Origin of the sequence: Pseudomonas paraveronii, assembly GCF_963681955.1 — a bacterium.
Taxonomy (GTDB): Bacteria; Pseudomonadota; Gammaproteobacteria; order Pseudomonadales; family Pseudomonadaceae; genus Aquipseudomonas; species Aquipseudomonas paraveronii.
In genome coordinates, this window is record NZ_OY817130.1 from 2,140,176 (window position 1) to 2,161,545 (window position 21,370).

Consider the following 21,370-nt stretch of genomic DNA (forward strand, 5'->3'; position numbering starts at 1 on the left):
CCGATGACTTTTCTCGATGACTTCGCGTGCGTTCATCTACCCCGGCGATCTGTTCCCCTTTAGACAGGGTCCGGTTGACCGGCTGGCTTTCCGTCTACGGCCTGGCCGGCAAGAACGCGTGCGGCGATATAACCGAAGGTCATGCCGGGACCGAGTGTGATGCCGCCGCTGGGGTAATGGCCGTTCATGATGCTGTTCATATCATTGCCCACAGCGAACAGCCCCGGAATCGGCGTGCCGTGTTCGTCCAATGCGCGGGCATAGGCGTCGGTGTTCAGGCCGGCGAAGGTGCCGAGGCTGCCGGGCACCAGCTTCACCGCATAGAAGGGGCCTTTGTGCAGGCTGCCGAGGGACGGGTTCGGCCCGTGCAGAGCGTCGCCCTGTGCTCTGTTGTACAGCGATTCACCGCGCTGGAAGAGCGGGTCGTGACCTTGTTCCGCACCCAGATTGAAGGCGCTGACGGTCACTTCCAACTGTTGCGCATCGATGCCGCATTTGTGTGCCAGTTCGATCAACGTCGGCGCCTTGAACAGGTAGCCCGCGCGCACGTACTTTGCGGTCGGAAACGGAAAGGGTTTGGACCAGCCCAGGCCATAGCGACGTTGGGCGCGGTGATCGCAGATCAGCCAGGACATCGGCGTTTCTGCTGGCCCCGTGGCGTTAAACAGTGCGCACATGTAGTCGTGGTAGGAGTCAGCTTCGTTGACGAAGCGTCGGCCATCCTGGCGCACGGCAATGAAGCCGGGTTTGGCACGTTCCATCAGGTGCGGAAAACCGCTGAAACCACCGTCTTCGCGCGGCACCCGGGACACGGGTGCCCACGCGGCCGCATGGGCGAAGTCGGACGCCACGCAGGCCCCGACGCGCTCGCCCAGTCGCAGGCCATCGCCGGTATTGCCCTTGGGCGCTGCGCTCAAGTGTTCGGTGCCGTTGGGAGCCTGCTTGAACAGGCGGGCGATGCGCTGCTGGTCGTGGGGGAACCCACCGCAAGCGAGCACCACGCCACGTCGAGCGCGGATCTCGATCAGGCGCCCGGCAGATTCGACGCGAGCCCCGAGCACGCGCTCGCCGTCACGCAGCAGTTCGCGCACGGGCGTGTCAGTCAGCAGGCGCACCTTGCGATCCAGCGCGCTTTTGAGCAGCCGGGCAACCAGCGCGTTGCCGTTCACCAGGTGCAGACCACGGCCATGAAGCAGCAGGTCGCGGGCATGGCGTAACAGGCGCTTGCCGGCGTAGAGCAATGAGGACGGCGACTGGCGCGCGTTGAGAAAATGATTGAGGTCGGCACCGCCGGCGATGCCCATTCCTGCCAGGCTGATCACGTCGAGCGGGCGTCGGAGTTTATTGATCCAAGGGCCGAGGCGACGACCGTCGAACGGTTGCGCACAGACCGAACGGCCGCCTTTTGCGTAACCTTCGCTGGCGTGAAAATCAGGCATTTTACTGCCGGAGAAAAACTGCACCTCGGTGTGGCGTTGAAAAAAATCGACCATCTGCGGGCCTTGTGCGAGGAACATCTCCACGCGCGGGTCGAGCACTTCGCTGCGCAGTTCATGGCGCAGGTAAATCCGCGATTGTTCCAGGTCTTCAACGATACCGTCGGCGACGGCCAATGGGTTGCGCGGAATCCACAGCCAGCCGCCCGACCAGGCGCTGGTGCCGCCTAGCTGCGGCTCCTTCTCCACCACGATGACGTCGAGGTTCAGGTGCGCGGCGGTCACCGCCGTTGCCAGGCCGGAGGCGCCGGAGCCGACGACCAGAACATCACACAGTAGGGGGGCGTTGATGGGCATAGGCATTACCGCGAAAAGAAATGAGGTTGGCCGCTCCCGATCAGAAGCGGCGCAACGCTGCGATGGGGTTATTTGAGCGGCGAAAAATCGGTCGGACGCAGCAGTCGTGATTCCAGCGTCACCACGGCGTCCAGTTCCTTGTTCTGCCGTGCGAAGTCCTGCCAGCGGGGATCGGCCGCCATGGCGTTGCGGCGGGTCATGCGCTCGTCAAGGCTGGCGTAGCCCCAGATGTGCACCACTTGATTGACTTCACCGATTTCGGTGGTGAAAAAGCCGACCAGATTGCCCAAGTGCTCTTGCTGCACGGCTAAGGCGGCGCTTTTGTACAGGGCCAGCCAGTCGCCGAGCTTGGTGGGTTTAATCGTGTAGGTGCGCAGTTCGTAATACATGCTGTTCTCCAGTGTGGGATGGGTGTGCGCGGCTGTGGTCGAGCCGCTGAGCGATATCGCTGGCGGCGAGGTAACCGAACGTGATGCCTGGGCCGAGGGTGATACCGGGGCCGGGGTAAGTGCCGTCCATGATTGAATTCATTTCGTTGCCCGCCGCGTAGAGGCCGGGGATCGGTGCGCCGCTGCGATCCAGCACGTTGGCCTGGGCGTTGGTGACCAGGCCGCGTGCCGAACCGAGGTCGCCGGTAAATAAACACACGGCGTAGAAGGGCGCCTTGCGCAGGGCTTTCAGGCAGGGATTGGGCTGATGCAGCGGGTCACCCATGTAGCGGTTGTAGGCCGTACTGCCCTTGCCGAATTGGCGGTCGACGCCTTGATCGGCATCCGCGTTGTACTGCGCCACGGTCTGCTCCAGCGTGTTCGCCTCCAGGCCGGCGATGAGCGCCAATTCGCCGAGGCTGTCGGCACGCAGCAGATAACCGGCGTCGATCAGTGCGCTGTTGTCGACGGGGCGCGGACGCGCCAGGCCCATGCCGTAGCTGTTCATCGCTTCGCTGTCACAGATCAGCCAGCAGGGCGCATTGGCGCCGCCATTGGCGAACATGGCTTCGACGAAACAGTGATAGGAGTTGGATTCATTAACGAAGCGCCGCCCGACCCGGTTGACCGCAATAACGCCGGGTTTGGCGCGGTCGGTGACCAGATGCGGAAAGCGCTCCACGCTGCCGTCGCTCTTGTGCAGCACCGAAACCGGGGCCCAGAAGAAATTCGCCGCCAGGTTGTCGCCGATTGCCGCGTTGACCGAGGCCGCCAGGCGTTGCCCGTCACCGACGTTGGCCGGCGGCGACATGCTCCAGTGCTCCGAATCAGTCGATGGCCGCTGTTCGGCGGCGTGTGCGCTTGCGGCAAAACCCCCCATGGCCAGCACCACACCGCCACGCGCGAACACGGAATGAGTTGTTCCGCGCCTGGAAATCTGCACGCCCTTGACCGAACCCTGTTCAACGATCAAGGCCTCGGGGGTTGCTTGCAGCCACAGGTCGACACCCTTGGCCAGCGCAGTGGTGGCCAGGCGCGCGATCAAGGCATTGCCCACGGTCAGGCGGGTGCCGCGTGGATGGTTGAGGCGGTCGACGGCGTAACGTCCTATCAGTTTAAGGCAGTGCCAGAGGGATTTGGGCGAACGCTTGAAGCTGAGGAAGTGCTGGATATCGACACGATTGACCATCATGCCGCCGAAAAGCAGCATGCCGTCCGGTGGGCGTTTGAGGTCTTTGAAATGCTCACCGAGGTGGCGGCCGTCGTACTCGTCGATTTCCAGCGCGCGACCTGTTTGCGTGCCACCCGGCAAGTCCGGGTAATAGTCGGGCGACAACGGTCGCAGGCTGTACTTGAGTTCGCTGTGGGTTTCCAGGTAACGCAGGGCTTCACGGCCGTGTTCGATGAAGGCATCGATCAATGGCGGGTTGTAGCCGCTGCCGATCACCTCTTTCAGATAACGGCGCATCTGTTCGGCGGGCAGGCAATGCCCGGCGGCCCGGGCCTGGTCGGTGTCGTGCAGCCACACCGCACCACCGGAAATCGCCGACGTACCGCCGAAGGCCTCGGTCTTTTCCACCAACAACACCTTGAGGCCGCGGCAACTGGCAGTCACCGCTGCGGCGAATCCGGCCGCGCCGCTGCCCAGGACAATCACGTCATAGGTCAGCTCGGCATGGGCAGAGGGCAGGGAAGTCTTCGTGTTCATTATTGTTATCGCCTGTTAAGGACGCCCCCGGAGAGTCAGATCTCCAGCGGCGTCACGCCCATGAAGTGACCGAGGTTGCCCAACTGCGCCAACGCCATTTCCGGCCCGGTCTGGATCGGGCAGCCGAGGCGTCGGGCCATGGCGAGAAACGGGGTCACCGCCGGCGATGTCACGACATCCGCCACCAGGGTTTTGCCGTTCAGAGTTTCTATCAGCGCAGTCGGCAACGGCATCGGGCCGTTGTCATTGGTTGCACTCATGCCGACGGGCGAGGCGTTGACGACCAGGTCGAAGTGCTCAAGCGACGCCGGGCTGGCGTTGATCACAATCTGCGGGAAGGCACTGCGTAGAAGGTCGCCGAGCACCTCGACGCGCGCGTCGTTGATGTCGCTGATGACCAAATGGCTGACCCCGGCCTGGCACAACGAATACGCAATCGCGCTGCCGACGCCGCCGGTACCGATCACCAGAACCTGTTGGTCCTTGGGGTTGAAACCGTGTTTGCGCGCAGCGTTGAGAAAGCCTTCGCCGTCGACGATATCGCCCACCAGTCGACCGTCGGTCTCGCGGCGGATCACATTGACCGAGCACAGCGCCGCCGAGCGTTCACTGACGCCGTCCAGGCGGCTGGCCAGCAGTTGCTTGTAAGGAACGGTGACCACGCATCCGCGTAGGTTTTGCCAGCCGCGCAGGGTCTGGACGAAATCATCCAGGGCGCTCTGTGCAAGGTCGATGGCAAGCATGGCGACGTTCTGCTGGTGGTCGGCGAACCAGCGATTGAAGTTTTCCGGCGATTTCACCTGGGCTACAGGTGAGCCGACGATGGCGACCAGTTCAGTCGAACCCTGAATCATGGGAGGTACCCGCTTATTAGCTGTGTTGTGCCGCTGATACTGCAAGCGGTGAAGGCAGCGAACAATCGAGCTTGTGAGGGATTAGGTTGATAATCGCAGTGTCAGTGCGATAATCGCAGTCTATGCACGATAAAGAATCCGAGTGATGAAGAAACCCACCATCCACCCGCGGGATTTGATCGTCGGCCTGCAAAAAGGCCTGGCGCTGCTGCAGTTGTTTTCCCAGGAGCATCCGCGCCTGAGCGTGCCGCAAGTGGCGCGCATGGCCGATATGACCCAAAGCGCCGCGCGGCGTTTTTTGCTGACCTTGGTGCATGACGACTTTGCGCAGACCGATGGCCGCCATTACTGGCTGACCGCGAAGGCCTTGCGTATTGGCCAGGCTTACGTCGATTCCGCGATACTGCCGCGCATGCTGCGGCCCATCGTCGAACAGGTGGCGCGGACCACCCAGGAGCATGTGTCGGTGGGTGTTCGCGACGGTGATGACATTGTGCATGTGGTGCGCAGTCGCTATAGCCACATCACCTCGATGTCGATTCGTCCCGGTTCACGGGTGCCGATGTATTGCACCGGCAGCGGACGGCTGTGGTTGGCGAGTTTTTCGCCAGAGGCGCTGTGCGCTTACTTCCAACGCAACCCGCCTCGAGCCATCACGCCTTATACGCTCACCGACGAAGCCCTGATCCGCCGCGAAATCGCCCTGGCGGGCGAGCGTGGTTACGTGATGGTGGATCAGGAATATGAAGTGGGCATGCGGGTGCTGAGCGTGCCGCTGCTGGATCGGGAAGGACAATTGCAGGCAACGCTGACGCTGACGACTCACGCGTCGCGCATGACGGTTGAGGACATGCGCGAGCGGTATCTGTCGCCGCTGTACGAAGGGCAGGCGCTGCTGCGGCCGATCATGACACTTTGAATGTCAGCACAGGCTTCAGTTGAACGGCGTTACGCGACGTCCTGGGCGTTCGAACTCGCATCGGTTGAATGCTGCGCAGCGGCCGCATGAAGCCCGGCGATATAGCCGAACGTCATGGCCGGCCCGAGGTTGATCCCACCGGAAGGGTAGTAACCGCCCATGACGCTCGCCATGTCGGTGCCGACTGCGTAGAGCCCGGTGATGGCGGCTCCACTGCGGTCCACTACCTGGGCATGGCCATTGGTCTTGAGGCCCGCGAATGTGCCGAAGCTGCCAGGGCGGACCTTCACGGCATAGAACGGGCCGTGTTCGATCGGGGCCACACAGGGGTTGCCTTCGGTAATGAGGGGATCGCCTTGTTTGCGGTTGTAAGGCGTGGAGCCCCGACCGAACGCAGGGTCCTGACCGTTGCGGGCGTGCTCGTTGAAGTTGCGTACCGTTTCAGACAACCCCGCCGGATCGATACCGCAGGCTTCGGCCAGCGCGTGGATGGATGCGGCGCGGTGTAAATACCCACTGCGTACCGACGGCCCCACCGGCAGCGGGAACGGCCGCGAATGACCCAGCCCGAAGCGGCGCTGGAAGCGGTGATCGCAGATCAGCCAGGACGCAACTTCTTCGCCTTCAGGCGCCGCGGTCATCATGGCAGCGGTGTAATCGTAGTAGCCGTCGGCTTCGTTGACGAAGCGCTTGCCGGTGGACAGCACGCCAATCAGGCCGGGTTTGGCGCGGTCGATGATGTGGGGGAAATGCCCCGTGCTGCCGTCCGCGTGCGGGACCAACGAAACCGGGGCCCATGCGGCGGGTGATGCAACGTCTACCTCCAGCACGCCACCGGCAGATTCGCCCAGTGAAATGCCATCGCCCGAACAATCGACAGGGGGCAAGGCCAGGTGGTCGTTGTCTGTCGGCGTGCGCGGGAAAAGCGCCTTGCGCCGACGCATGTCGTTGGGGAAACCACCGGCTGCCAACACGACGCCTCGGGTGGCATAGATGTGCGTGGTGCCGTCTGGCGTGTCGACAATAGCTCCCAAGACCGTGCCTTGATCCAGGATCAATTGGCGAGCGGGGGCGGACTCGATCAGCGTCACACCGCGATCGACCGCCGATTTGGCCAGGCGTGCGACCAACGCCTGGCCGTTGACCAAGTGCATGGCCCGACCGTGGAGGGCCAGATCTCGCAGGTGGCGTAGAAAACGCTTGCTGACATGGATAAAGGATTTGAGCGATTGGGTCATGCTCAAAAAGGCCGCCAGATCAGGCCCGGCCATGATCGGCATGCCGAGGAAAGACGTCTCTCTCATGGGTTTGCGCATGCGTCGGATCAACCGCCCCATGTTTCTCGCATCGTAGGGCGCCGCGATCACCTGATGGCCTTGAACGGCGGCGCCGGGAACATGCCCATGAATGTCGGGGATGCCGTTGCCATCGACCCATTTTAACGCGGTGTTTTCTTCAAAGAACGCCACCATCCGTGGCGCATTGTCCAGAAAAGCATCGACCCGTTCGGCGTTGTAGCGTGAACCCAGTTCATTCTTCAAATAGGTGCGCGGTTGCTGTGGATCTTCATCAATACCCGCGCGCTTGGCCAATGGATTGCCGGGAACCCACAGCCATCCACCCGACCATGCTGTCGCGCCGCCGAATGTTGCATGCTTTTCCACCACGATGACCTTAAGGCCCTGGGACGCGGCGGTCACGGCGGCGGCAAGGCCGGAAGCGCCGGAGCCGATCACTAACAGATCACAATCGAGACGTCTTGACCTGGGGTTGTTCTGGGTGTTCACACTGAGTCACCTTGACTGATATTAATTGCGGTGAGCCCTGGACTCATCAGGGCGGGAGACCCCGGAATCAACTGCTGGATTTCTGCTACGGCAGCGATGAGTGACGGGGCGATTTGATGCAGCCGCGCTTCGGAAAGCCGGAAAACCGGGCCCGCAACACTGACCACCCCAATCACCTTGCGGCTGATTGGGTGAAACAGGGGGACAGCGATGGCTGACATCCAGTCGGCAAATGTCTGAATGGCCATCGCATAGCCGAGGGTCCGTGCCGATTCGATTCTTGGCAGCAATGCCTCAACGGTTTGCGGGGCAGAGGGACCATAGTCCTGGACCAGACCGAAGCCCTGTCGACCGACCAGCGCCAACGCCTGCTCGTTATCCATGCTTGCCAACCACGCATAGCCGCTCGCGGAGCATGAGAGCTTGGCCGCCATGCCCATGTCCGGGTCATAACGCAGCCCGGAACGTGCGCCTTGCGCACGCGCAACCCATGTCAGGCGATCCTCGTCCACCACGGACAACCGCACCAGCTCACCGACGTCTGCCGCCAGACGATTGAGCACCGGCTGCACCGCATCAACCGTGCCGTCGGCGCTCAGGTGGGTGAAGGCGAGGACCTGCAACTTGGAGGTCAGCACATACGTGCCACGTTCCTGCTCCTGGCGTGCATAGCCGGTTTCACACAAGGTGTTCAGCAGACGATGGGTTGCGCTTCGAGGGATGCGCAGCTGTTCCGCAATCGCGGTCAGGGGAATCCCTTCACCGCTGTTGGCCAGCATTTCCAGAATGGCCAGACCACGGTCAAAGCGCCCTACGTAACTGCTTTCGGTGTGACTCGCTGCGCTTGGCATAACCTGGCTCCTCATTGGTTTTGTGACGCCCGTCGTTTCGCTGGAATTGGCTTTCGATGATTCTGGAAAACTATTCCAGTTCCAGCGGCAGTGTCAATTCGCCCGGTTGCGCCGACAGGGCGCAAGTCCCGGATTACGGGGGCTTCGGGGGGGAGTCTTATTTAGTGTTCGGTTTTTAAGGAAGAATGATCAATCGGAAAATCAGGCTTTTGTGCGGTTATCGAACACAAACCAACCGAGAAAATCGCTTTGCTCCACGCGTGTTTTTTCCACTTGATTTAAAACTGGAACTCAGTTCTAACTAAAAAAGACAGCGGCTCAGGTCGTCACTTTTCGTGACCGAAGCACGTCGCTTTTTTTGGAATTCGCGAACGAGAGTCGACCATGAGCGAACAGATATTTTCCCTGGCTGCCCTGACCGTGCTGGAGCTGTCGCCTCCGGACATGGTCGAGGTCGCTGCCCGCGCCGGATATAGCCATGTCGGCTTGCGGCTGGAACCGGCAACGCCGCAAGAACATCACTTCCCCTTGATGGCAGATGCCGAGTTGCGGCATCGAACGCACCAGCGTCTGCGCGACACCGGGATCAAGGTGCTGGACATTGAGATCCTGCGATTGAAGCCGGAAACCCGCGTGCAGGATTTCCTTGGCCTTCTGGAAGTCGGTGCCGAGTTTGGCGCGACTGAATTGTTGATCGCCGGCAACGACCCGGACGAAGCCCGCCTGGGCGATAACTTCGCGGCGCTGTGCGACATGGCGGCACCGCTCGGCATCCACCCGCACCTGGAATTCATGCCTTGGACAGACGCACGCGATCTTTCGCAGGCATGGCGCATTGTCGAGAGCGCTGCACGTCCCAACGGTGGGGTTCTGATTGACGCGTTCCACTTCGATCGGTCTGGCTCATCGCTCACGGAACTGGCCGCCGCCACGGCCAAGGCGCCGCATCGTTTCCGCTACGCGCAGCTGTGCGACGTAGCGGGACCGCGCCCCGACGATATGGATGAAATCCTGCGTCAGGCGCGCAATGAACGACGTTTCCCGGGTGACGGCGATTGTGACCTGGACGGCCTGTTGAGCGCGCTGCCCGCCGGTATCCCGCTGAGCCTGGAGACCCCCTCTCGACAGTTGTTGGAGCAAGGCGTTAGCGCTTTCGACCGGGCGAAGAGGGCGCTCGACAAGGCTCATCACGTATTGCAACGGCGCTGATCGGCAGCGTCGCCCGGACATCGGGCGTACACTTTCGCGGCACCGGACACCTCGAAGGCGGCTAAATACGTTGAATATCGACACCCGAATCAAATTCCGCCATCTGGTGTGCTTTCTCGAAGTGGCGCGCCAGGGCAGCCTGGCGCGCGCCTCGGAAAAATTGGCGATCAGCCAACCGGCGCTGTCCAAGACCCTCAAAGAACTCGAAACCCTGCTGACCGCCACGTTATTCGTGCGCAGCAAAAGTGGCGCGGCGTTGACTGAAGCCGGGGTGGCTTTCCTGCGTTATGCCGGGCCGAGCGTACAAGCGCTGCGCGAAGGGGTGAATAGCCTGCGTTCCGGCGAGCATGAGCCCTTCACCGCGCGGCTCGGCGTGCTGTCCACCGTGGAAAGTTTGCTGGTGCCCGAGGTCGTCTGTCGTTTGCATGCCCGGCATCCGGCGTTGGTCGTGAGCGTGGTGACCGGGCCAAGCGCGTACCTGTTGTCGCAATTGCGTGTGGGGGAACTGGACCTGGTGGTCGGCCGCATGACCGATAGCCCGCAGATCCTGGGGCTGATGTTCGAACATCTGTACAGCGAATCCATGACCCTGGTGGTGCGTAACGGCCATCCGCTATTGGCTGACCCACAGGCGCATGAACACATCGAAAATTATCCGCTGGTATTGCCGCTGGCGGGGACGACGATTCGCAAATTCGCCGACAGCCTGTTTGTGCAGCACAGCATCAGCCCACCGCGCCAGCGTCTGGAAACCCTGTCGTTGATCTTGAGTCGGCGTTATGTGCAGTGCAGTCAGGCGATCTGGGTCGCGCCTTTTGACGCGGTCAGGCAGGACCTGAGTCGAGGTGATCTGGTTGAGTTGGAGTTGGGTATTCGCGAACCCGGTGGTTCTGTGGGGCTGTGCAGCAATCCTGCGTTGACGATGTCCATGGCGGCTCAATGGTGCGTGGAGGTGTTGCGCGAGGTGGGCGAGGAATATCGCGAGGGTTGTTATCCATAACCATTCGGATATGGATAGGGTCGGTTTTTTCAGTTTTGGATGGCGTCTTATCAAGGGAGACTAGGTCGTTGATTGCTGTTTAGGCAGCGTTAACCGCTGATTTTTATCCATAACAAAAAAGGAAACCGACATGTCTGATGCGGACAACAGCCGTTTCGTCATTCGTGACCGTAATTGGCACCCCAAAGCCCTGACGCCTGACTACAAAACCTCAATCCTGCGTTCCCCGCGTCAGGCGTTGGTGAGCATCCCTCTATCCCAGTCGGAAACCAGCGGCCCGGACTTTTCCCACCTGAAGATGGGGCAGCACGATAACGATCTGCTGCTGAACTTCGATCACGGGGGCTTGCCCATCGGCGAGCGCATCATCGTCGCCGGTCGGATCTGTGACCAATACGGCAAGCCGATTCCCCATACCCTGGTGGAAATGTGGCAAGCCAATGCCGGTGGTCGCTATCGGCACAAGAAAGACAGCTATCTGGCGCCCATCGACCCTAACTTCGGCGGCGTCGGCCGGGCCTTGACCGACCGCGATGGCAACTACAGTTTCCGCACGGTCAAGCCCGGCCCGTATCCGTGGCGCAATGGTCCCAACGACTGGCGCCCGGCGCATATTCACTTCTCCATCAGTGGCCCGTCGATTGCCACGCGATTGATCACCCAGCTGTATTTCGAAGGTGACCCACTCATCCCGATGTGCCCGATCGTCAAGTCGATCGCCAATCCGGATGCGGTGCAGAGCCTGATCGCAAAGCTTGATATGAGCATGGCCAATCCCATGGATTGCCTGGCTTATCGCTTTGATATCGTTCTGCGCGGTCAGCGCAAGACCCACTTCGAAAACCGTTGAGGAGGCACGCCCATGCCCGTTGAACTTCTGCCTGAAACCCCGTCGCAAACCGCCGTTCCCTACGTGCATATCGGCCTGGCGCTGGAGGCGGCGGGCAACCCGCCCCGCGAGCAGGAAATCTGGAACGAAATGGCCAAACCCGGCGCGCCGGGGGAGCACATCCTGTTGCTGGGCCATGTCTATGACGGCAACGGTCACCTGATCCGCGATGCGTTCCTGGAATGCTGGCAGGCTGACCACGAAGGCGTTTACGACAGCGACTACAACCTGGAAAAGCCCTTCAACAGTTTTGGCCGCACGGCGACCACGGACACTGGCGAGTGGCAGGTCCATACCGTCAAGCCGGGCACCGTGAAGAACGCTGCGGGTGTGCGGATGGCGCCGCACGTCAATGTTTCGCTGTTCGCGCGGGGCATCAATATTCATTTGCAGACCCGCGTGTACTTCGACGACGAAGCCCAGGCCAATGCGGTCGATCCGGTGCTGAATCTGATCGAGCAGCCGCAACGTCGGGAGACGCTGGTCGCCAAGCGTTGCACGGTTGATGGCAAGTTGGCTTATCGTTTCGATATCCGCATACAAGGCGAAGAAGAAACGGTGTTCTTCGACTTCTGATGGGGCACCACGGGAAGCCCGCTGATTGAGCGGGCTTTTTGCGGTCTGGGCTTTGGAAAACCCGGTGCGGGGTGGCCTGATAACGGGCCATCGGGTAAACGCAATAGCGCCGCGTTTGGCCCAGCAGAAGCCCGTTTTTACCGGGGCGCGCCGCTCATTGGAAAATATTTAAAATAAATTGCATTTAAATCAACACATTGCAGATTTTTCGTATATGATGCGGCCCACACCGAAAGTGAAGGGTGATTAGCTCAGCTGGGAGAGCATCTGCCTTACAAGCAGAGGGTCGGCGGTTCGATCCCGTCATCACCCACCATTCGCTTTATGTGTTACGCGCAGCGGTAGTTCAGTCGGTTAGAATACCGGCCTGTCACGCCGGGGGTCGCGGGTTCGAGTCCCGTCCGCTGCGCCATATTCGGTCACCTGGAACGCTGAACGCCAGGTCACCACAGAAAGCCCGCTCATTGAGCGGGCTTTTTTTATGTCTGGGATTCAGCTCGACGATCCCATCTTCTATTGGCGGGACAAGCAATTGCGTATTTCCCTGGGCACCTATCGCCGACGCGAGCCTCAAGTCGGCTAGTCGATGCAGAAAAGCCGCGCAGCCGGCGTAAAACCAGGCACTACGATCACGCTACTCATACACCGACACCCGATTGCGCCCGGCCTTCTTCGACGCAAACAGCGCATGGTCCGCCCAGGCGATCAGGTCGGCGTAGTTGATCGAGGGCTGGCTCAGGTCGGCCACCCCCAGGCTGATGGTGAAACGGATGCTCTGGCCGTTGTGCAGCACTTCCAGCCCTTCGACTGCCTTACGCAGACGCTCGGCGAACACCCATCCGTTGGTCTTGTCGGTGTCCGATAGCACCACGCCGAACTCCTCGCCACCATAACGCCCAGCCATATCGGTTTCGCGCACATGCTCGTGGATCAGCCTGGCGATTTCCTCGATGACCTTGTCGCCCGCCTGATGACCATAGGTGTCGTTGATCCGCTTGAAGTGGTCGATATCCAACATCACCAGGCTGGTGGCATTGCCGTAACGCTGGTGCCGCGCATAGGCACCTTTCAGGCTTTCTTCCCAGTGACCGCGGTTGTACAAGCCCGTCAGCCGATCGGTCCTCGAGAGTTGCTGCAATTGCGTATTGGCGGCCTGGAGTTGATGCCGGTTGGTGGCGACGTCGGTGACGTCATAGATCACCAGGCAAATATGCTTGATTTTGCCGTCGGTGGAGCGCAGCGGTAAAAATGTGGTGTTCTGGTACATGAACTCTTCCTGGCCGGTGATCGGCTGGTAGTTCTTGAACCGCACCAGATACGGGCGCTGCTCCCAGATAGTGAACGCGGGTGTGCCCAGGGTAGCGACGCTTTCCACCTTGCGGCTGAACCATTGCGGGTCGATTTCGGGAAACAGACTCAAGAAATTCTGATTTTGGGCGTCCTTGGGCTGCAACCCGGAGCGGTTCTCCATGAAGGTGTTCCAGACCTGCACGCAATAGTTGCGGTCGAGCACCACAACACCGACGTCGATGTTCTGGACGATCGCCAGCAACCAGTGAAACTCGTTCAGATCGAGAGAATCGTTCATGGCTCAGTTCGTCAAGTAGGCGAGTTTGTGGGTCAATCGTTCGATTGAGTCTTCTGTGAACAGCAACAGCAGGTCGAAACGAATGTCATGCCCTTCCAGGCTGTAGCTGATTTCCACGGCCAGGGTCTTTTTCCAGCGCTTGCGGTTGACCTGGATCAGCTCATCGATGCTCGCGTGCTGGCCGAGGATCTGCGGGTGACCTTGAGAAAACACCACATCGATTTGCTCGGCAATGCTGCTCAGGCAAGCACCGATCAGAACGCTGGAGAGGTCTAGCAGCATTTCCAGGTCTGAATAATCGCTGCTCTGGCGCTGCATCAATTGCGCTATGTCGGTGATTTCCGAGTCGTGAAACATCAGCAGGGCTTCGCCAGCGATGCCACTGCCGATAAAGCCCTGGCAAATGGCTGTGAGTTCCTTGCAACTGCTGGCGTCGGTCAGCGCCATGTGCAACTCGCCGACTTCGAGGATGTTCACGTTCGGTACTGGCAACTGCACAAAGACGCCCAACACCTTGGCTATCAGGGCGGCCGCCCGGCCGATGGCAACGTTGATCGTTTCGCGGAACACATCGTGAAAACTGATGACCGTGTTCGCTGCCCGATGATTCCCCGGTGAAGGGTGGCCGGGTTCTGTCAGTAGCCCCACCTGACTGAGTGTCTGGCGCAGTTCGCTTTCGTCGAAAGGCTTTTTCAGGAACGCCAGCGCGCCCAGCTCAAGCACGCGGCGCACCGCTTCTTCCTGAATGTCACCGGAGATCACGATGACTAGCGCCTTCAATCCTTCGGCGCGTAAGGCGCTCAATACCTGATAACCATCCATCTCTGGCATGGTCAGGTCGAGCAGCACCACCTGTCCCAAACCCCGGCGTATGGCATCCATAGCCTCGCGACCGTTCCCTGCCTCGGTGACCGAAACCGGCCAGTCCGCCGGTAGCGCCCGTAATACCTGCTTACGGGCCATGATGGAGTCGTCACATATTAGTAGGGGAATCACTGACAAAAGATAGGCACTCATCGGTGTTGAATATCAGGCGAAGCACAACAGCCCATCATGCCCCATAAGCACACCAATACCACCTTATTAAACAGTGCTTTATTGAGCGCGACATCCTAGCCAGTCACGATTGGCCCGCCAACCCCGGCGCCAAACGAATGATGAAGTGATCCAAGTTTTCAATAAAGGCCCTGAACACCCCGAACGTCTGCTTGCATGTCCGGATTTTTCGATTACACCGGGTCATCGTGCGCACGGTTGAGTCTGATGATGTGAGGTTCTGATAGACGCTCGGGCATTGCATCAAGACGCTGCGGTGCGCACATTTTCAGTTGAGGAGTAGGCGTACATCAACGGCCTGCACGGGTTAGAAGAGTTCGTCCAGCAAGCAGTAGAACGCAATGCGCTGTTCATCGGGCTTGACGCCGTACTGGTCAAAGAAAGGCGCCACCCACTCAGGCCCGCAATTACGCGCGATGCTTCGCGCGGCCAGCGCAAGGTCCTGGTAGCGGTCACTGACACCCAGGCGACCACAATCGATAAAACCACTGAAACGATTCCCTTCAGCCATGAAGTTCGGCAGGCACGCATCGCCGTGGGTCACGACCAAGTCATGGGTGCTGGGCCGCGTCGACAGCAACTCGGCGAACACATCGGCGGCCGTCCGACCCAGGCGCTCATCGTCGAAGTCAGTCTCATCCACCTCGCCGGCTCGGACACGCTGGCTCGCGACCGCTATGCGTTGTTCCAGTGAGTGGTCGAAGGGGCATCGTGTAACGGGTATCTGGTGCAGGGTACGCAGTGCATTCGCCACGATGGCAATGACTTCAAGCGCAGACAAGTGGCCGGCGCTGGCCAGATCGCGTCCCGGGACGGCGCTCATCAGCAGCCAGCGCCGATGGTTTTCGCTCAGCACATCGAGCACGGTTGGCCCGGGCACGTAGCATTGCTGGAGCCAGCGCAGCCGCTCGATCTCGCCCGCTAGTTCCTCCAAAGGCCCGATGGGCTCTGATTTCAGGAACAAATCCCCGCGCTCACCACCGCGCAGGCGAAAGACATCGGCGCCGGACTCGCCAATGGTTTGGGGTTCGATGAGCGCGAAGGGGAATTGCTCACGCCACTTTCTTGGAATATTCATGCTGGCATTTTTCCATTTTCCTCGGATCGCTGCCAACTCAAGACGCAATGGCGGCGATGTTCCTGGACTTCGCCGCTGCACGCCTGTTCACAACCCCACCAGCCGGTAGCCCACCTGCAACTCGGTAATGAAGTACTGCGGCTGCGCCGGGTCCTCCTCCAGTTTTTGCCGCAAATGCGCCATATGCACACGTAGATAGTGAGCGCGGTCGACGTAATCCAGGCCCCACACTTCCAGCAGTAGTTGCCGGTGAGTCAGTACCCGGCTCTGACCGCGAATCATCGCGCAGAGCAAGCGGTATTCAATGGGCGTCAGGTGTACCGGCTGGCCCGAGCGCGACACTTCATGGGTGGCCAGGTCGACCTCGATCTCGCCAAACGTCACCTTGCTGGTCGCCACCACGGTGCCGGTCTGCCCATGCCGACGCAGTTGGGCACGGATGCGTGCCAGTAGCTCGGGCACGCCGAACGGCTTGGTCAGGTAGTCATCGGCACCCGCGTCCAGGGCGGCGACTTTTTCTTCTTCGCGGTCACGCGCCGACAGCACCAGGATCGGCACCGCGAGCCAGCCGCGCAGTTCGCTGATCAGCTGTTTGCCATCGCCATCCGGCAAGCCGAGGTCGACGATCACCAAGTCCGGCTGACGGCTGGCGGCGTGGATCAGCGCACGTTTGACGCTGTCGGCCTCGAACACCTGAAAACCTTCATCTTGCAGGGCAATGCCGACAAAGCGGCGGATGTTGGCCTCGTCTTCAACAATCAGAATGCGTGCAGTGCTCATAGGAGTTCCATGGACGGCGGGGTGCCCGCCGGTAGCGTGATGATGAAATGCATGCCGCACACGCGGCCGGGGTTGGCGTCGATGCGTCCGCCGTGGGCCTCGACGATGCGTTTGGCCAGCGCCAGGCCCAGGCCGATGCCGGCGACGGACGATTCCTGCTGGCCGCGCGTGAAGGGTTCGAACAGATTGGCCGGGGCGCTACCGGGGCCGGTGTCGCTGACCTCCAGCACAATGCTCTCGCCGACCTGGCTGGCGGCCACGCTGATGAGCGTGCCCGGCGGGGTGTACTTGGCGGCGTTGTCCAGCAGGTTGACCAGCACCCGCTCGATCAACAGCGCGTCGACTTCCACCAGCGGCAAGTGTGCGTCGAGCGTGGTGTTTACGCGGTGCTGCGCCAATGGCTCGCGCAATTGGCGCAGGGCGCTGCCGACGATTTCTTCCAGCGAGTGCCATTGGCGGTTCAGGCGCACGCCGCGCTCTTGCATGCGTGCCATGTCCAGCAGGTTTTCGATCAGGCGCTGCATGGACGTGGCTTGTTCGTGAATGCCGTGCAGCAGTTCGGTCAGTGGCCCCGGCGGGGCGTGGGGCAGGGCGGTGTCGGCGGCGCCGATCAGCGTGGTCAGCGGTGTGCGCAGGTCGTGGGAAATTGCTGCGAGCAGGGTGTTGCGCATTTTTTCGCCTTCCATCTGCACCAACGTGCTTTGCGCCACTTCAACGAAATGCACGCGCTCCAAGGCAATCGCCAACTGGCTCATGCAGGCTTCCAGCAGGCGGCGTTCCTGCGGATCGCTCAAACGTTCGCTCTGGGCCAGTTCCAGCACCAGCACACCGCGCACGCGCATCGGCGCTTTGAGCGGCAAATAGCAGCCCTTGGCCGCCGACAGGGTGTCGGTGCCGTGGCCGGCGGGGTGGCCGTGGTCGTAAGTCCATTGGGCGATGCTGTCGTCGATCGGCAGCCCGCCCGCGCTGACGCTGTGTACGCCATCGGCGGCGTCCGGCAGGGCCAGGCCGACCCGTGCTTCGAACACGCCGCTGAAGGTGCGCAGCGCGACTTCGCTGATTTGCTCCACGGTCAGCGCGGCCGACAGGTCGCGGGCCAGGCGCGCCAGGGAGGTCGCGCGGCGTTCGCGCGCGGCGGCGGTGCGCGCTTCGTGGCGCAGGCGCGCGGTGAGTTGGCCGGTGATCAGGGCGATGCCGAGCATCAACGCAAAGGTGAAAAAATACTGGGTGTCGTTGACGGTGAATGAATAGCGCGGCTGTACGAAAAAGAAGTCGAAACACAGCACCGCGAGCATCGCGGCCCACACGCCGGGGCCGCGTCCATAGCGCAGCGCCACCAACACGACCGTGAGCAAAAACAGCATGACCACGTTGGCCAGGTCGAACACCTGCAACAGCAGGGCGGCGACGGCGCTGGCGGCGAAACAGGCGAGGCTGGCCCAGACGTAGGCCAGTCGAATGCCGGGCCGCGCGGCGGGTTTTTCGAGCACGGCGGGCTTGCCCGGCAGCAGGCCGTGGGCGATCACGATCTGATCGATTTGCGGATGGTGGCGGCTGATCCGGTCGCTGACCGACTGATGCCAGAACTGCCACCTGCGGCGCGGATGATGGCCGAGTACCAGGCGATTGGCGTTGTGCTCGCGGGCGCAGGCAACCAGGGCTTCGGCGACGTCCATGCCCGGCAGTGTGGCCGTATCGGCGCCGAACTCGCTGGCCAGGGCCAGGGTTTTCATTGCGCTCAGGTAGCGCTTGGCGCCGCGCCCTTTGGCCGAAGCGACGTGGACGACAATCCAGTCCGCTTCCAGTTTCTGCGCCAGGCGCGCCGCTTCACGCACCAGGCGTTCATCGCCGGCGTCACCGGCCACGCCGACCAGCAGCCGTTCGCGGGCCGGCCACAGGGTCTTGATCGATTGTTCGCGGCGGTACACGCGCATCTGCGTGTCGACCCGGTCGGCCGTGCGCCGCAGTGCCAGTTCGCGCAGCGCCAGCAGGTTGCCTTTGCGGAAAAAATTTTTCGACGCACGCGCAGCCGCCGGGCCCAGGTACACCTTGCCGTCCCTGAGGCGTTGCAGCAGATCGTCCGGCGGCAGGTCGATCACCACCACTTCGTGGGCGTTGTCGAACACATGGTCGGGCACGGTTTCCCGCACGCGGATGCCGATGATCCCACTGACCAGGTCATTCAGGCTTTCCAGGTGTTGGACGTTGAGGGTGGTCCAGACATCGATGCCGGCGCTGAGCAGTTCTTCCACGTCTTGCCAGCGTTTGGGGTGGCGTGAGCCGGGCACATTGCTGTGGGCCAGTTCATCCACCAGCACCACGGCGGGGTGGCGGCGCAGGGCGGCGTCGAGGTCGAATTCACTGAGCGCGAACTCGCGATGCTGCAGTTCGGCGCGGGGCAGTTGTTCCAGGCCATGCAGCAGCTCGGCGGTTTCTGTGCGGCCATGGCTTTCCACCACCCCGGCCAGCAGGTCGCGGCCCAGGGCGACTTCGCGTTGCGCCGCGGCGAGCATGGCGCAGGTCTTGCCCACCCCGGCGTTGGAGCCGAAGTAGATACGCAATTTGCCGCGCAAGGCGGCCTGTTCTTCTTGTTGTACCCGCGCCAGCAGGGCGTCGGGGTCGGGGCGTTCGTCGTTTAAGGCGGGCATATTCTTCCTCTAGTTGTCTGTAGGAGCGAGCTTGCTCGCGAAAAACCTGAGGGTGCCGTTGGGTGTCAGGTTTCCCGCGTTATCGTTAACGCCCTTCGCGAGCAAGCTCGCTCCTACAGTGGATGGGGCGCTATACGAGGCCCAACCCCGTCAGCAACAGGTCGATGAGCTTGATCCCGGCGAACGGCACCAGCACCCCGCCCAGGCCATAGATCAGCAGGTTGCGGTTGAGCAACGCCGCCGCGCCGATCGAGCGGTAAGTCACGCCGCGCAGAGCCAGGGGGATCAGCGCAACAATGATCAGTGCGTTAAAAATCACCGCACTGAGAATCGCCGAGTTGGGGCTGGTCAGGTGCATCACGTTCAATGCGCCGAGCTGTGGATAGGTCGCGACAAACGCCGCCGGGATGATTGCAAAGTACTTCGCCACGTCATTCGCCACGCTGAAGGTGGTGAGGGCGCCGCGCGTCATCAGCATCTGTTTGCCGACCTCGACCACTTCGATCAGCTTGGTCGGGTTGCTGTCGAGGTCGACCATGTTGCCGGCCTCTTTGGCGGCCTGGGTGCCGCTGTTCATCGCCACCGCCACGTCAGCCTGGGCCAGTGCCGGTGCGTCGTTGGTGCCGTCGCCGGTCATGGCCACGAGCTTGCCCTGGGCCTGGTAGTCGCGGATCAATTGCAGCTTGTCTTCCGGGCGGGCCTCGGCGAGGAAGTCATCCACGCCAGCCTCCACCGCAATGGCGGCGGCGGTCAGGCGGTTGTCGCCGGTGATCATCACGGTCTTGATGCCCATGCGCCGCAGTTCGGCGAAGCGCTCCTTGATGCCGCCCTTGACCACGTCCTTGAGTTCCACCACACCCAGCGCCTTGGCGCCATCGCTGACCACCAGCGGCGTGCTGCCGCGCCGCGCGACTTCATCGACCTTGGCTTGCAAGGCTGTCGGAAAACTGCCGCCCAAGGCCTCGATATGGCTGCGAATCGCGTCCGCCGCGCCCTTGCGAATCGCCCGGCCTTCGGGCAGGTCGACGCCGCTCATGCGGGTTTGCGCGGTGAAGTGGACAAAGCTGGCGCCGAGCTGGTTGATGTCCCGCGCGCGGATGTCGAACTTCTGTTTGGCCAGGACCACGATGCTGCGGCCTTCCGGGGTTTCATCGGCCAGGGATGCCAGTTGCGCGGCGTCCGCCAACTCGGCCTCTTTTATCCCTGGCGCCGGCAAAAAGCTGCTGGCCTGACGGTTGCCCAGGGTGATGGTGCCGGTCTTGTCCAGCAGCAATACGTCGACGTCGCCCGCCGCTTCGACCGCCCGCCCGGAGGTGGCGATGACATTGGCCGACATCATCCGGCTCATGCCCGCCACGCCGATGGCCGAGAGCAGGCCGCCGATGGTGGTGGGGATCAGGCACACCAGCAACGCCACCAGCACCGTGGCGCTGACCACGCTGCCGCTGCCGCTCATGGCCACGGCGAAGATCGAGTAAGGACTGAGGGTGGCGATCACCAGCAGGAACAACAGGGTCAGGCCCACCAGCAGGATGTTCAGGGCCACTTCGTTCGGGGTCTTCTGGCGCTTGGCCGATTCGACCATCGAGATCATGCGGTCCAGAAACGACTCGCCGGGGTTGACGCTGATGCGCACCACCAGCCAGTCCGACAGCACGCGGGTGCCGCCGGTGACCGAGGAAAAATCGCCACCGGCCTCGCGAATCACCGGCGCCGATTCGCCGGTGATCGCGCTTTCGTCCACCGACGCCACGCCTTCAATCACGATGCCGTCCAGCGGCACCAGGTCGCCGGCTTCGATCAGCACCACCTGATCTTTGCGCAGCAGCGTCGCTTCCGTTGGCAGCCACGCCGCGCCGTGCTTGGGCTGTTGCAGCAACTTGGCCAGGGTCTGGCGTTTCATGCCGCGCAGGCTCGCGGCCTGGGCGCGGCTGCGTCCTTCGGCCAGGGCCTCGGCGAAGTTGGCGAACAGCACGGTGAACCACAGCCACAAGGTGATGCTGAGGATAAAGCCGCTGGGCGCTTCACCCTGGCCACCCAGGGACTGGAACCACAGCAGGGTGGTGAGGATGCTGCCCAGGTAGACCACGAACATCACCGGGTTTTTCCATTGCGCCTGGGGCAGCAGTTTCTTCAGCGCATCCCCACACGCGGTGAGCACGATGGCGCGATCAAACAGAGGTAAACGAGCATTCTTCATGAGGGA

At 61.7% G+C, this 21,370-nt stretch carries 17 protein-coding genes and 2 tRNA genes; 7 read left to right on the top strand and 12 right to left on the bottom strand.

Features of this window, described 5'->3' with window-relative positions; all coding sequences use genetic code 11:
• Positions 1–59: 59 nt before the first annotated feature.
• The 4 genes from U5A08_RS09845 to U5A08_RS09860 form a co-directional block, all read right to left on the bottom strand.
• Positions 60–1,793 carry an FAD-dependent oxidoreductase gene (locus U5A08_RS09845; protein WP_253394520.1) on the bottom strand — a complete coding sequence of 578 codons (1,734 nt, stop codon included), beginning with the start codon at positions 1,791–1,793 and terminating at the stop codon, positions 60–62.
• A gap of 68 nt (positions 1,794–1,861) precedes the next feature.
• Positions 1,862–2,182 carry an NIPSNAP family protein gene (locus U5A08_RS09850; RefSeq protein ID WP_079443204.1) on the bottom strand — a complete coding sequence of 107 codons (321 nt, stop codon included), beginning with the start codon at positions 2,180–2,182 and terminating at the stop codon, positions 1,862–1,864.
• Positions 2,151–3,929 carry an FAD-dependent oxidoreductase gene (locus tag U5A08_RS09855; RefSeq protein WP_321851356.1) on the bottom strand — a complete coding sequence of 593 codons (1,779 nt, stop codon included), beginning with the start codon at positions 3,927–3,929 and terminating at the stop codon, positions 2,151–2,153. Before U5A08_RS09855 ends, U5A08_RS09850 begins: the two co-directional genes overlap by 32 nt.
• 35 nt (positions 3,930–3,964) lie before the next feature.
• Positions 3,965–4,783, bottom strand: coding sequence for a shikimate dehydrogenase family protein (locus tag U5A08_RS09860; RefSeq protein WP_321851357.1), 819 nt, complete (start codon positions 4,781–4,783; stop codon positions 3,965–3,967).
• A 145-nt stretch (positions 4,784–4,928) separates the two neighbouring features.
• Here U5A08_RS09860 and U5A08_RS09865 point away from each other — a divergent pair, with 145 nt between their 5' ends.
• Positions 4,929–5,702 carry an IclR family transcriptional regulator domain-containing protein gene (locus U5A08_RS09865; RefSeq protein WP_169864044.1) on the top strand — a complete coding sequence of 258 codons (774 nt, stop codon included), beginning with the start codon at positions 4,929–4,931 and terminating at the stop codon, positions 5,700–5,702.
• Positions 5,703–5,731: 29 nt separating this feature from the next.
• Here U5A08_RS09865 and U5A08_RS09870 read toward each other — a convergent pair whose 3' ends face one another.
• Both U5A08_RS09870 and U5A08_RS09875 read right to left on the bottom strand, forming a co-directional pair.
• The gene (locus tag U5A08_RS09870) at positions 5,732–7,489 is read right to left on the bottom strand and encodes an FAD-dependent oxidoreductase (protein ID WP_321851361.1); all 1,758 of its coding nucleotides are present in this window, start codon (positions 7,487–7,489) and stop codon (positions 5,732–5,734) included.
• Complete coding sequence (locus tag U5A08_RS09875; protein ID WP_079443209.1) at positions 7,486–8,340, bottom strand: IclR family transcriptional regulator; 855 nt, start codon at positions 8,338–8,340, stop codon at positions 7,486–7,488. Before U5A08_RS09875 ends, U5A08_RS09870 begins: the two co-directional genes overlap by 4 nt.
• A 384-nt stretch (positions 8,341–8,724) precedes the next feature.
• Here U5A08_RS09875 and U5A08_RS09880 point away from each other — a divergent pair, with 384 nt between their 5' ends.
• The 6 genes from U5A08_RS09880 to U5A08_RS09905 all read left to right on the top strand — a co-directional run bounded on the left by U5A08_RS09880 (position 8,725) and on the right by U5A08_RS09905 (position 12,426).
• The gene (locus U5A08_RS09880; protein WP_321851362.1) at positions 8,725–9,549 is read left to right on the top strand and encodes a sugar phosphate isomerase/epimerase family protein; all 825 of its coding nucleotides are present in this window, start codon (positions 8,725–8,727) and stop codon (positions 9,547–9,549) included.
• Between the two features lie 70 nt (positions 9,550–9,619).
• The gene (gene pcaQ, locus U5A08_RS09885) at positions 9,620–10,549 is read left to right on the top strand and encodes a pca operon transcription factor PcaQ (protein WP_253394526.1); all 930 of its coding nucleotides are present in this window, start codon (positions 9,620–9,622) and stop codon (positions 10,547–10,549) included.
• 130 nt (positions 10,550–10,679) lie between these two features.
• The gene (gene pcaH / locus U5A08_RS09890) at positions 10,680–11,399 is read left to right on the top strand and encodes a protocatechuate 3,4-dioxygenase subunit beta (RefSeq protein WP_321851363.1); all 720 of its coding nucleotides are present in this window, start codon (positions 10,680–10,682) and stop codon (positions 11,397–11,399) included.
• Positions 11,400–11,411: 12 nt separating this feature from the next.
• Positions 11,412–12,014 (top strand): protocatechuate 3,4-dioxygenase subunit alpha, encoded by a 603-nt coding sequence (gene pcaG, locus U5A08_RS09895; protein WP_321851365.1) that lies wholly within the window; start codon positions 11,412–11,414, stop codon positions 12,012–12,014.
• A 240-nt stretch (positions 12,015–12,254) separates the two neighbouring features.
• Positions 12,255–12,330, top strand: a tRNA-Val gene (locus tag U5A08_RS09900).
• Between the two features lie 19 nt (positions 12,331–12,349).
• Positions 12,350–12,426 (top strand) — tRNA-Asp (locus U5A08_RS09905).
• A gap of 222 nt (positions 12,427–12,648) precedes the next feature.
• Here U5A08_RS09905 and U5A08_RS09910 read toward each other — a convergent pair.
• The 6 genes from U5A08_RS09910 to kdpB all read right to left on the bottom strand — a co-directional run bounded on the left by U5A08_RS09910 (position 12,649) and on the right by kdpB (position 21,364).
• Complete coding sequence (locus tag U5A08_RS09910; protein ID WP_321851367.1) at positions 12,649–13,602, bottom strand: sensor domain-containing diguanylate cyclase; 954 nt, start codon at positions 13,600–13,602, stop codon at positions 12,649–12,651.
• Positions 13,603–13,605: 3 nt separating this feature from the next.
• Complete coding sequence (locus tag U5A08_RS09915) at positions 13,606–14,619, bottom strand: response regulator (RefSeq protein WP_321851369.1); 1,014 nt, start codon at positions 14,617–14,619, stop codon at positions 13,606–13,608.
• A gap of 346 nt (positions 14,620–14,965) precedes the next feature.
• Positions 14,966–15,736 (bottom strand): APH(3')-II family aminoglycoside O-phosphotransferase, encoded by a 771-nt coding sequence (locus tag U5A08_RS09920; protein WP_321851370.1) that lies wholly within the window; start codon positions 15,734–15,736, stop codon positions 14,966–14,968.
• Positions 15,737–15,823: 87 nt separating this feature from the next.
• Positions 15,824–16,516, bottom strand: coding sequence for a response regulator (locus U5A08_RS09925; protein ID WP_321851372.1), 693 nt, complete (start codon positions 16,514–16,516; stop codon positions 15,824–15,826).
• Positions 16,513–19,164 (bottom strand): DUF4118 domain-containing protein, encoded by a 2,652-nt coding sequence (locus U5A08_RS09930; RefSeq protein WP_321851374.1) that lies wholly within the window; start codon positions 19,162–19,164, stop codon positions 16,513–16,515. Before U5A08_RS09930 ends, U5A08_RS09925 begins: the two co-directional genes overlap by 4 nt.
• A 130-nt stretch (positions 19,165–19,294) precedes the next feature.
• Positions 19,295–21,364 carry a potassium-transporting ATPase subunit KdpB gene (gene kdpB, locus U5A08_RS09940; protein ID WP_253394537.1) on the bottom strand — a complete coding sequence of 690 codons (2,070 nt, stop codon included), beginning with the start codon at positions 21,362–21,364 and terminating at the stop codon, positions 19,295–19,297.
• Positions 21,365–21,370 lie beyond the last annotated feature (6 nt).

What these genes read in the sequence shown, in the direction of transcription:
- U5A08_RS09845 (WP_253394520.1), bottom strand. Translation starts at nt 1,793, where the DNA reads ATGCCCATCAACGCCCCCCTACTGTGTGATGTTCTGGTCGTCGGCTCC.
- U5A08_RS09850 (WP_079443204.1), bottom strand. Translation starts at nt 2,182, where the DNA reads ATGTATTACGAACTGCGCACCTACACGATTAAACCCACCAAGCTCGGC.
- U5A08_RS09855 (WP_321851356.1), bottom strand. Translation starts at nt 3,929, where the DNA reads ATGAACACGAAGACTTCCCTGCCCTCTGCCCATGCCGAGCTGACCTAT.
- U5A08_RS09860 (WP_321851357.1), bottom strand. Translation starts at nt 4,783, where the DNA reads ATGATTCAGGGTTCGACTGAACTGGTCGCCATCGTCGGCTCACCTGTA.
- U5A08_RS09865 (WP_169864044.1), top strand. Translation starts at nt 4,929, where the DNA reads ATGAAGAAACCCACCATCCACCCGCGGGATTTGATCGTCGGCCTGCAA.
- U5A08_RS09875 (WP_079443209.1), bottom strand. Translation starts at nt 8,340, where the DNA reads ATGCCAAGCGCAGCGAGTCACACCGAAAGCAGTTACGTAGGGCGCTTT.
- U5A08_RS09880 (WP_321851362.1), top strand. Translation starts at nt 8,725, where the DNA reads ATGAGCGAACAGATATTTTCCCTGGCTGCCCTGACCGTGCTGGAGCTG.
- pcaH (WP_321851363.1), top strand. Translation starts at nt 10,680, where the DNA reads ATGTCTGATGCGGACAACAGCCGTTTCGTCATTCGTGACCGTAATTGG.
- pcaG (WP_321851365.1), top strand. Translation starts at nt 11,412, where the DNA reads ATGCCCGTTGAACTTCTGCCTGAAACCCCGTCGCAAACCGCCGTTCCC.
- U5A08_RS09910 (WP_321851367.1), bottom strand. Translation starts at nt 13,602, where the DNA reads ATGAACGATTCTCTCGATCTGAACGAGTTTCACTGGTTGCTGGCGATC.
- U5A08_RS09915 (WP_321851369.1), bottom strand. Translation starts at nt 14,619, where the DNA reads ATGAGTGCCTATCTTTTGTCAGTGATTCCCCTACTAATATGTGACGAC.
- U5A08_RS09920 (WP_321851370.1), bottom strand. Translation starts at nt 15,736, where the DNA reads ATGAATATTCCAAGAAAGTGGCGTGAGCAATTCCCCTTCGCGCTCATC.
- U5A08_RS09925 (WP_321851372.1), bottom strand. Translation starts at nt 16,516, where the DNA reads ATGAGCACTGCACGCATTCTGATTGTTGAAGACGAGGCCAACATCCGC.
- U5A08_RS09930 (WP_321851374.1), bottom strand. Translation starts at nt 19,164, where the DNA reads ATGCCCGCCTTAAACGACGAACGCCCCGACCCCGACGCCCTGCTGGCG.
- kdpB (WP_253394537.1), bottom strand. Translation starts at nt 21,364, where the DNA reads ATGAAGAATGCTCGTTTACCTCTGTTTGATCGCGCCATCGTGCTCACC.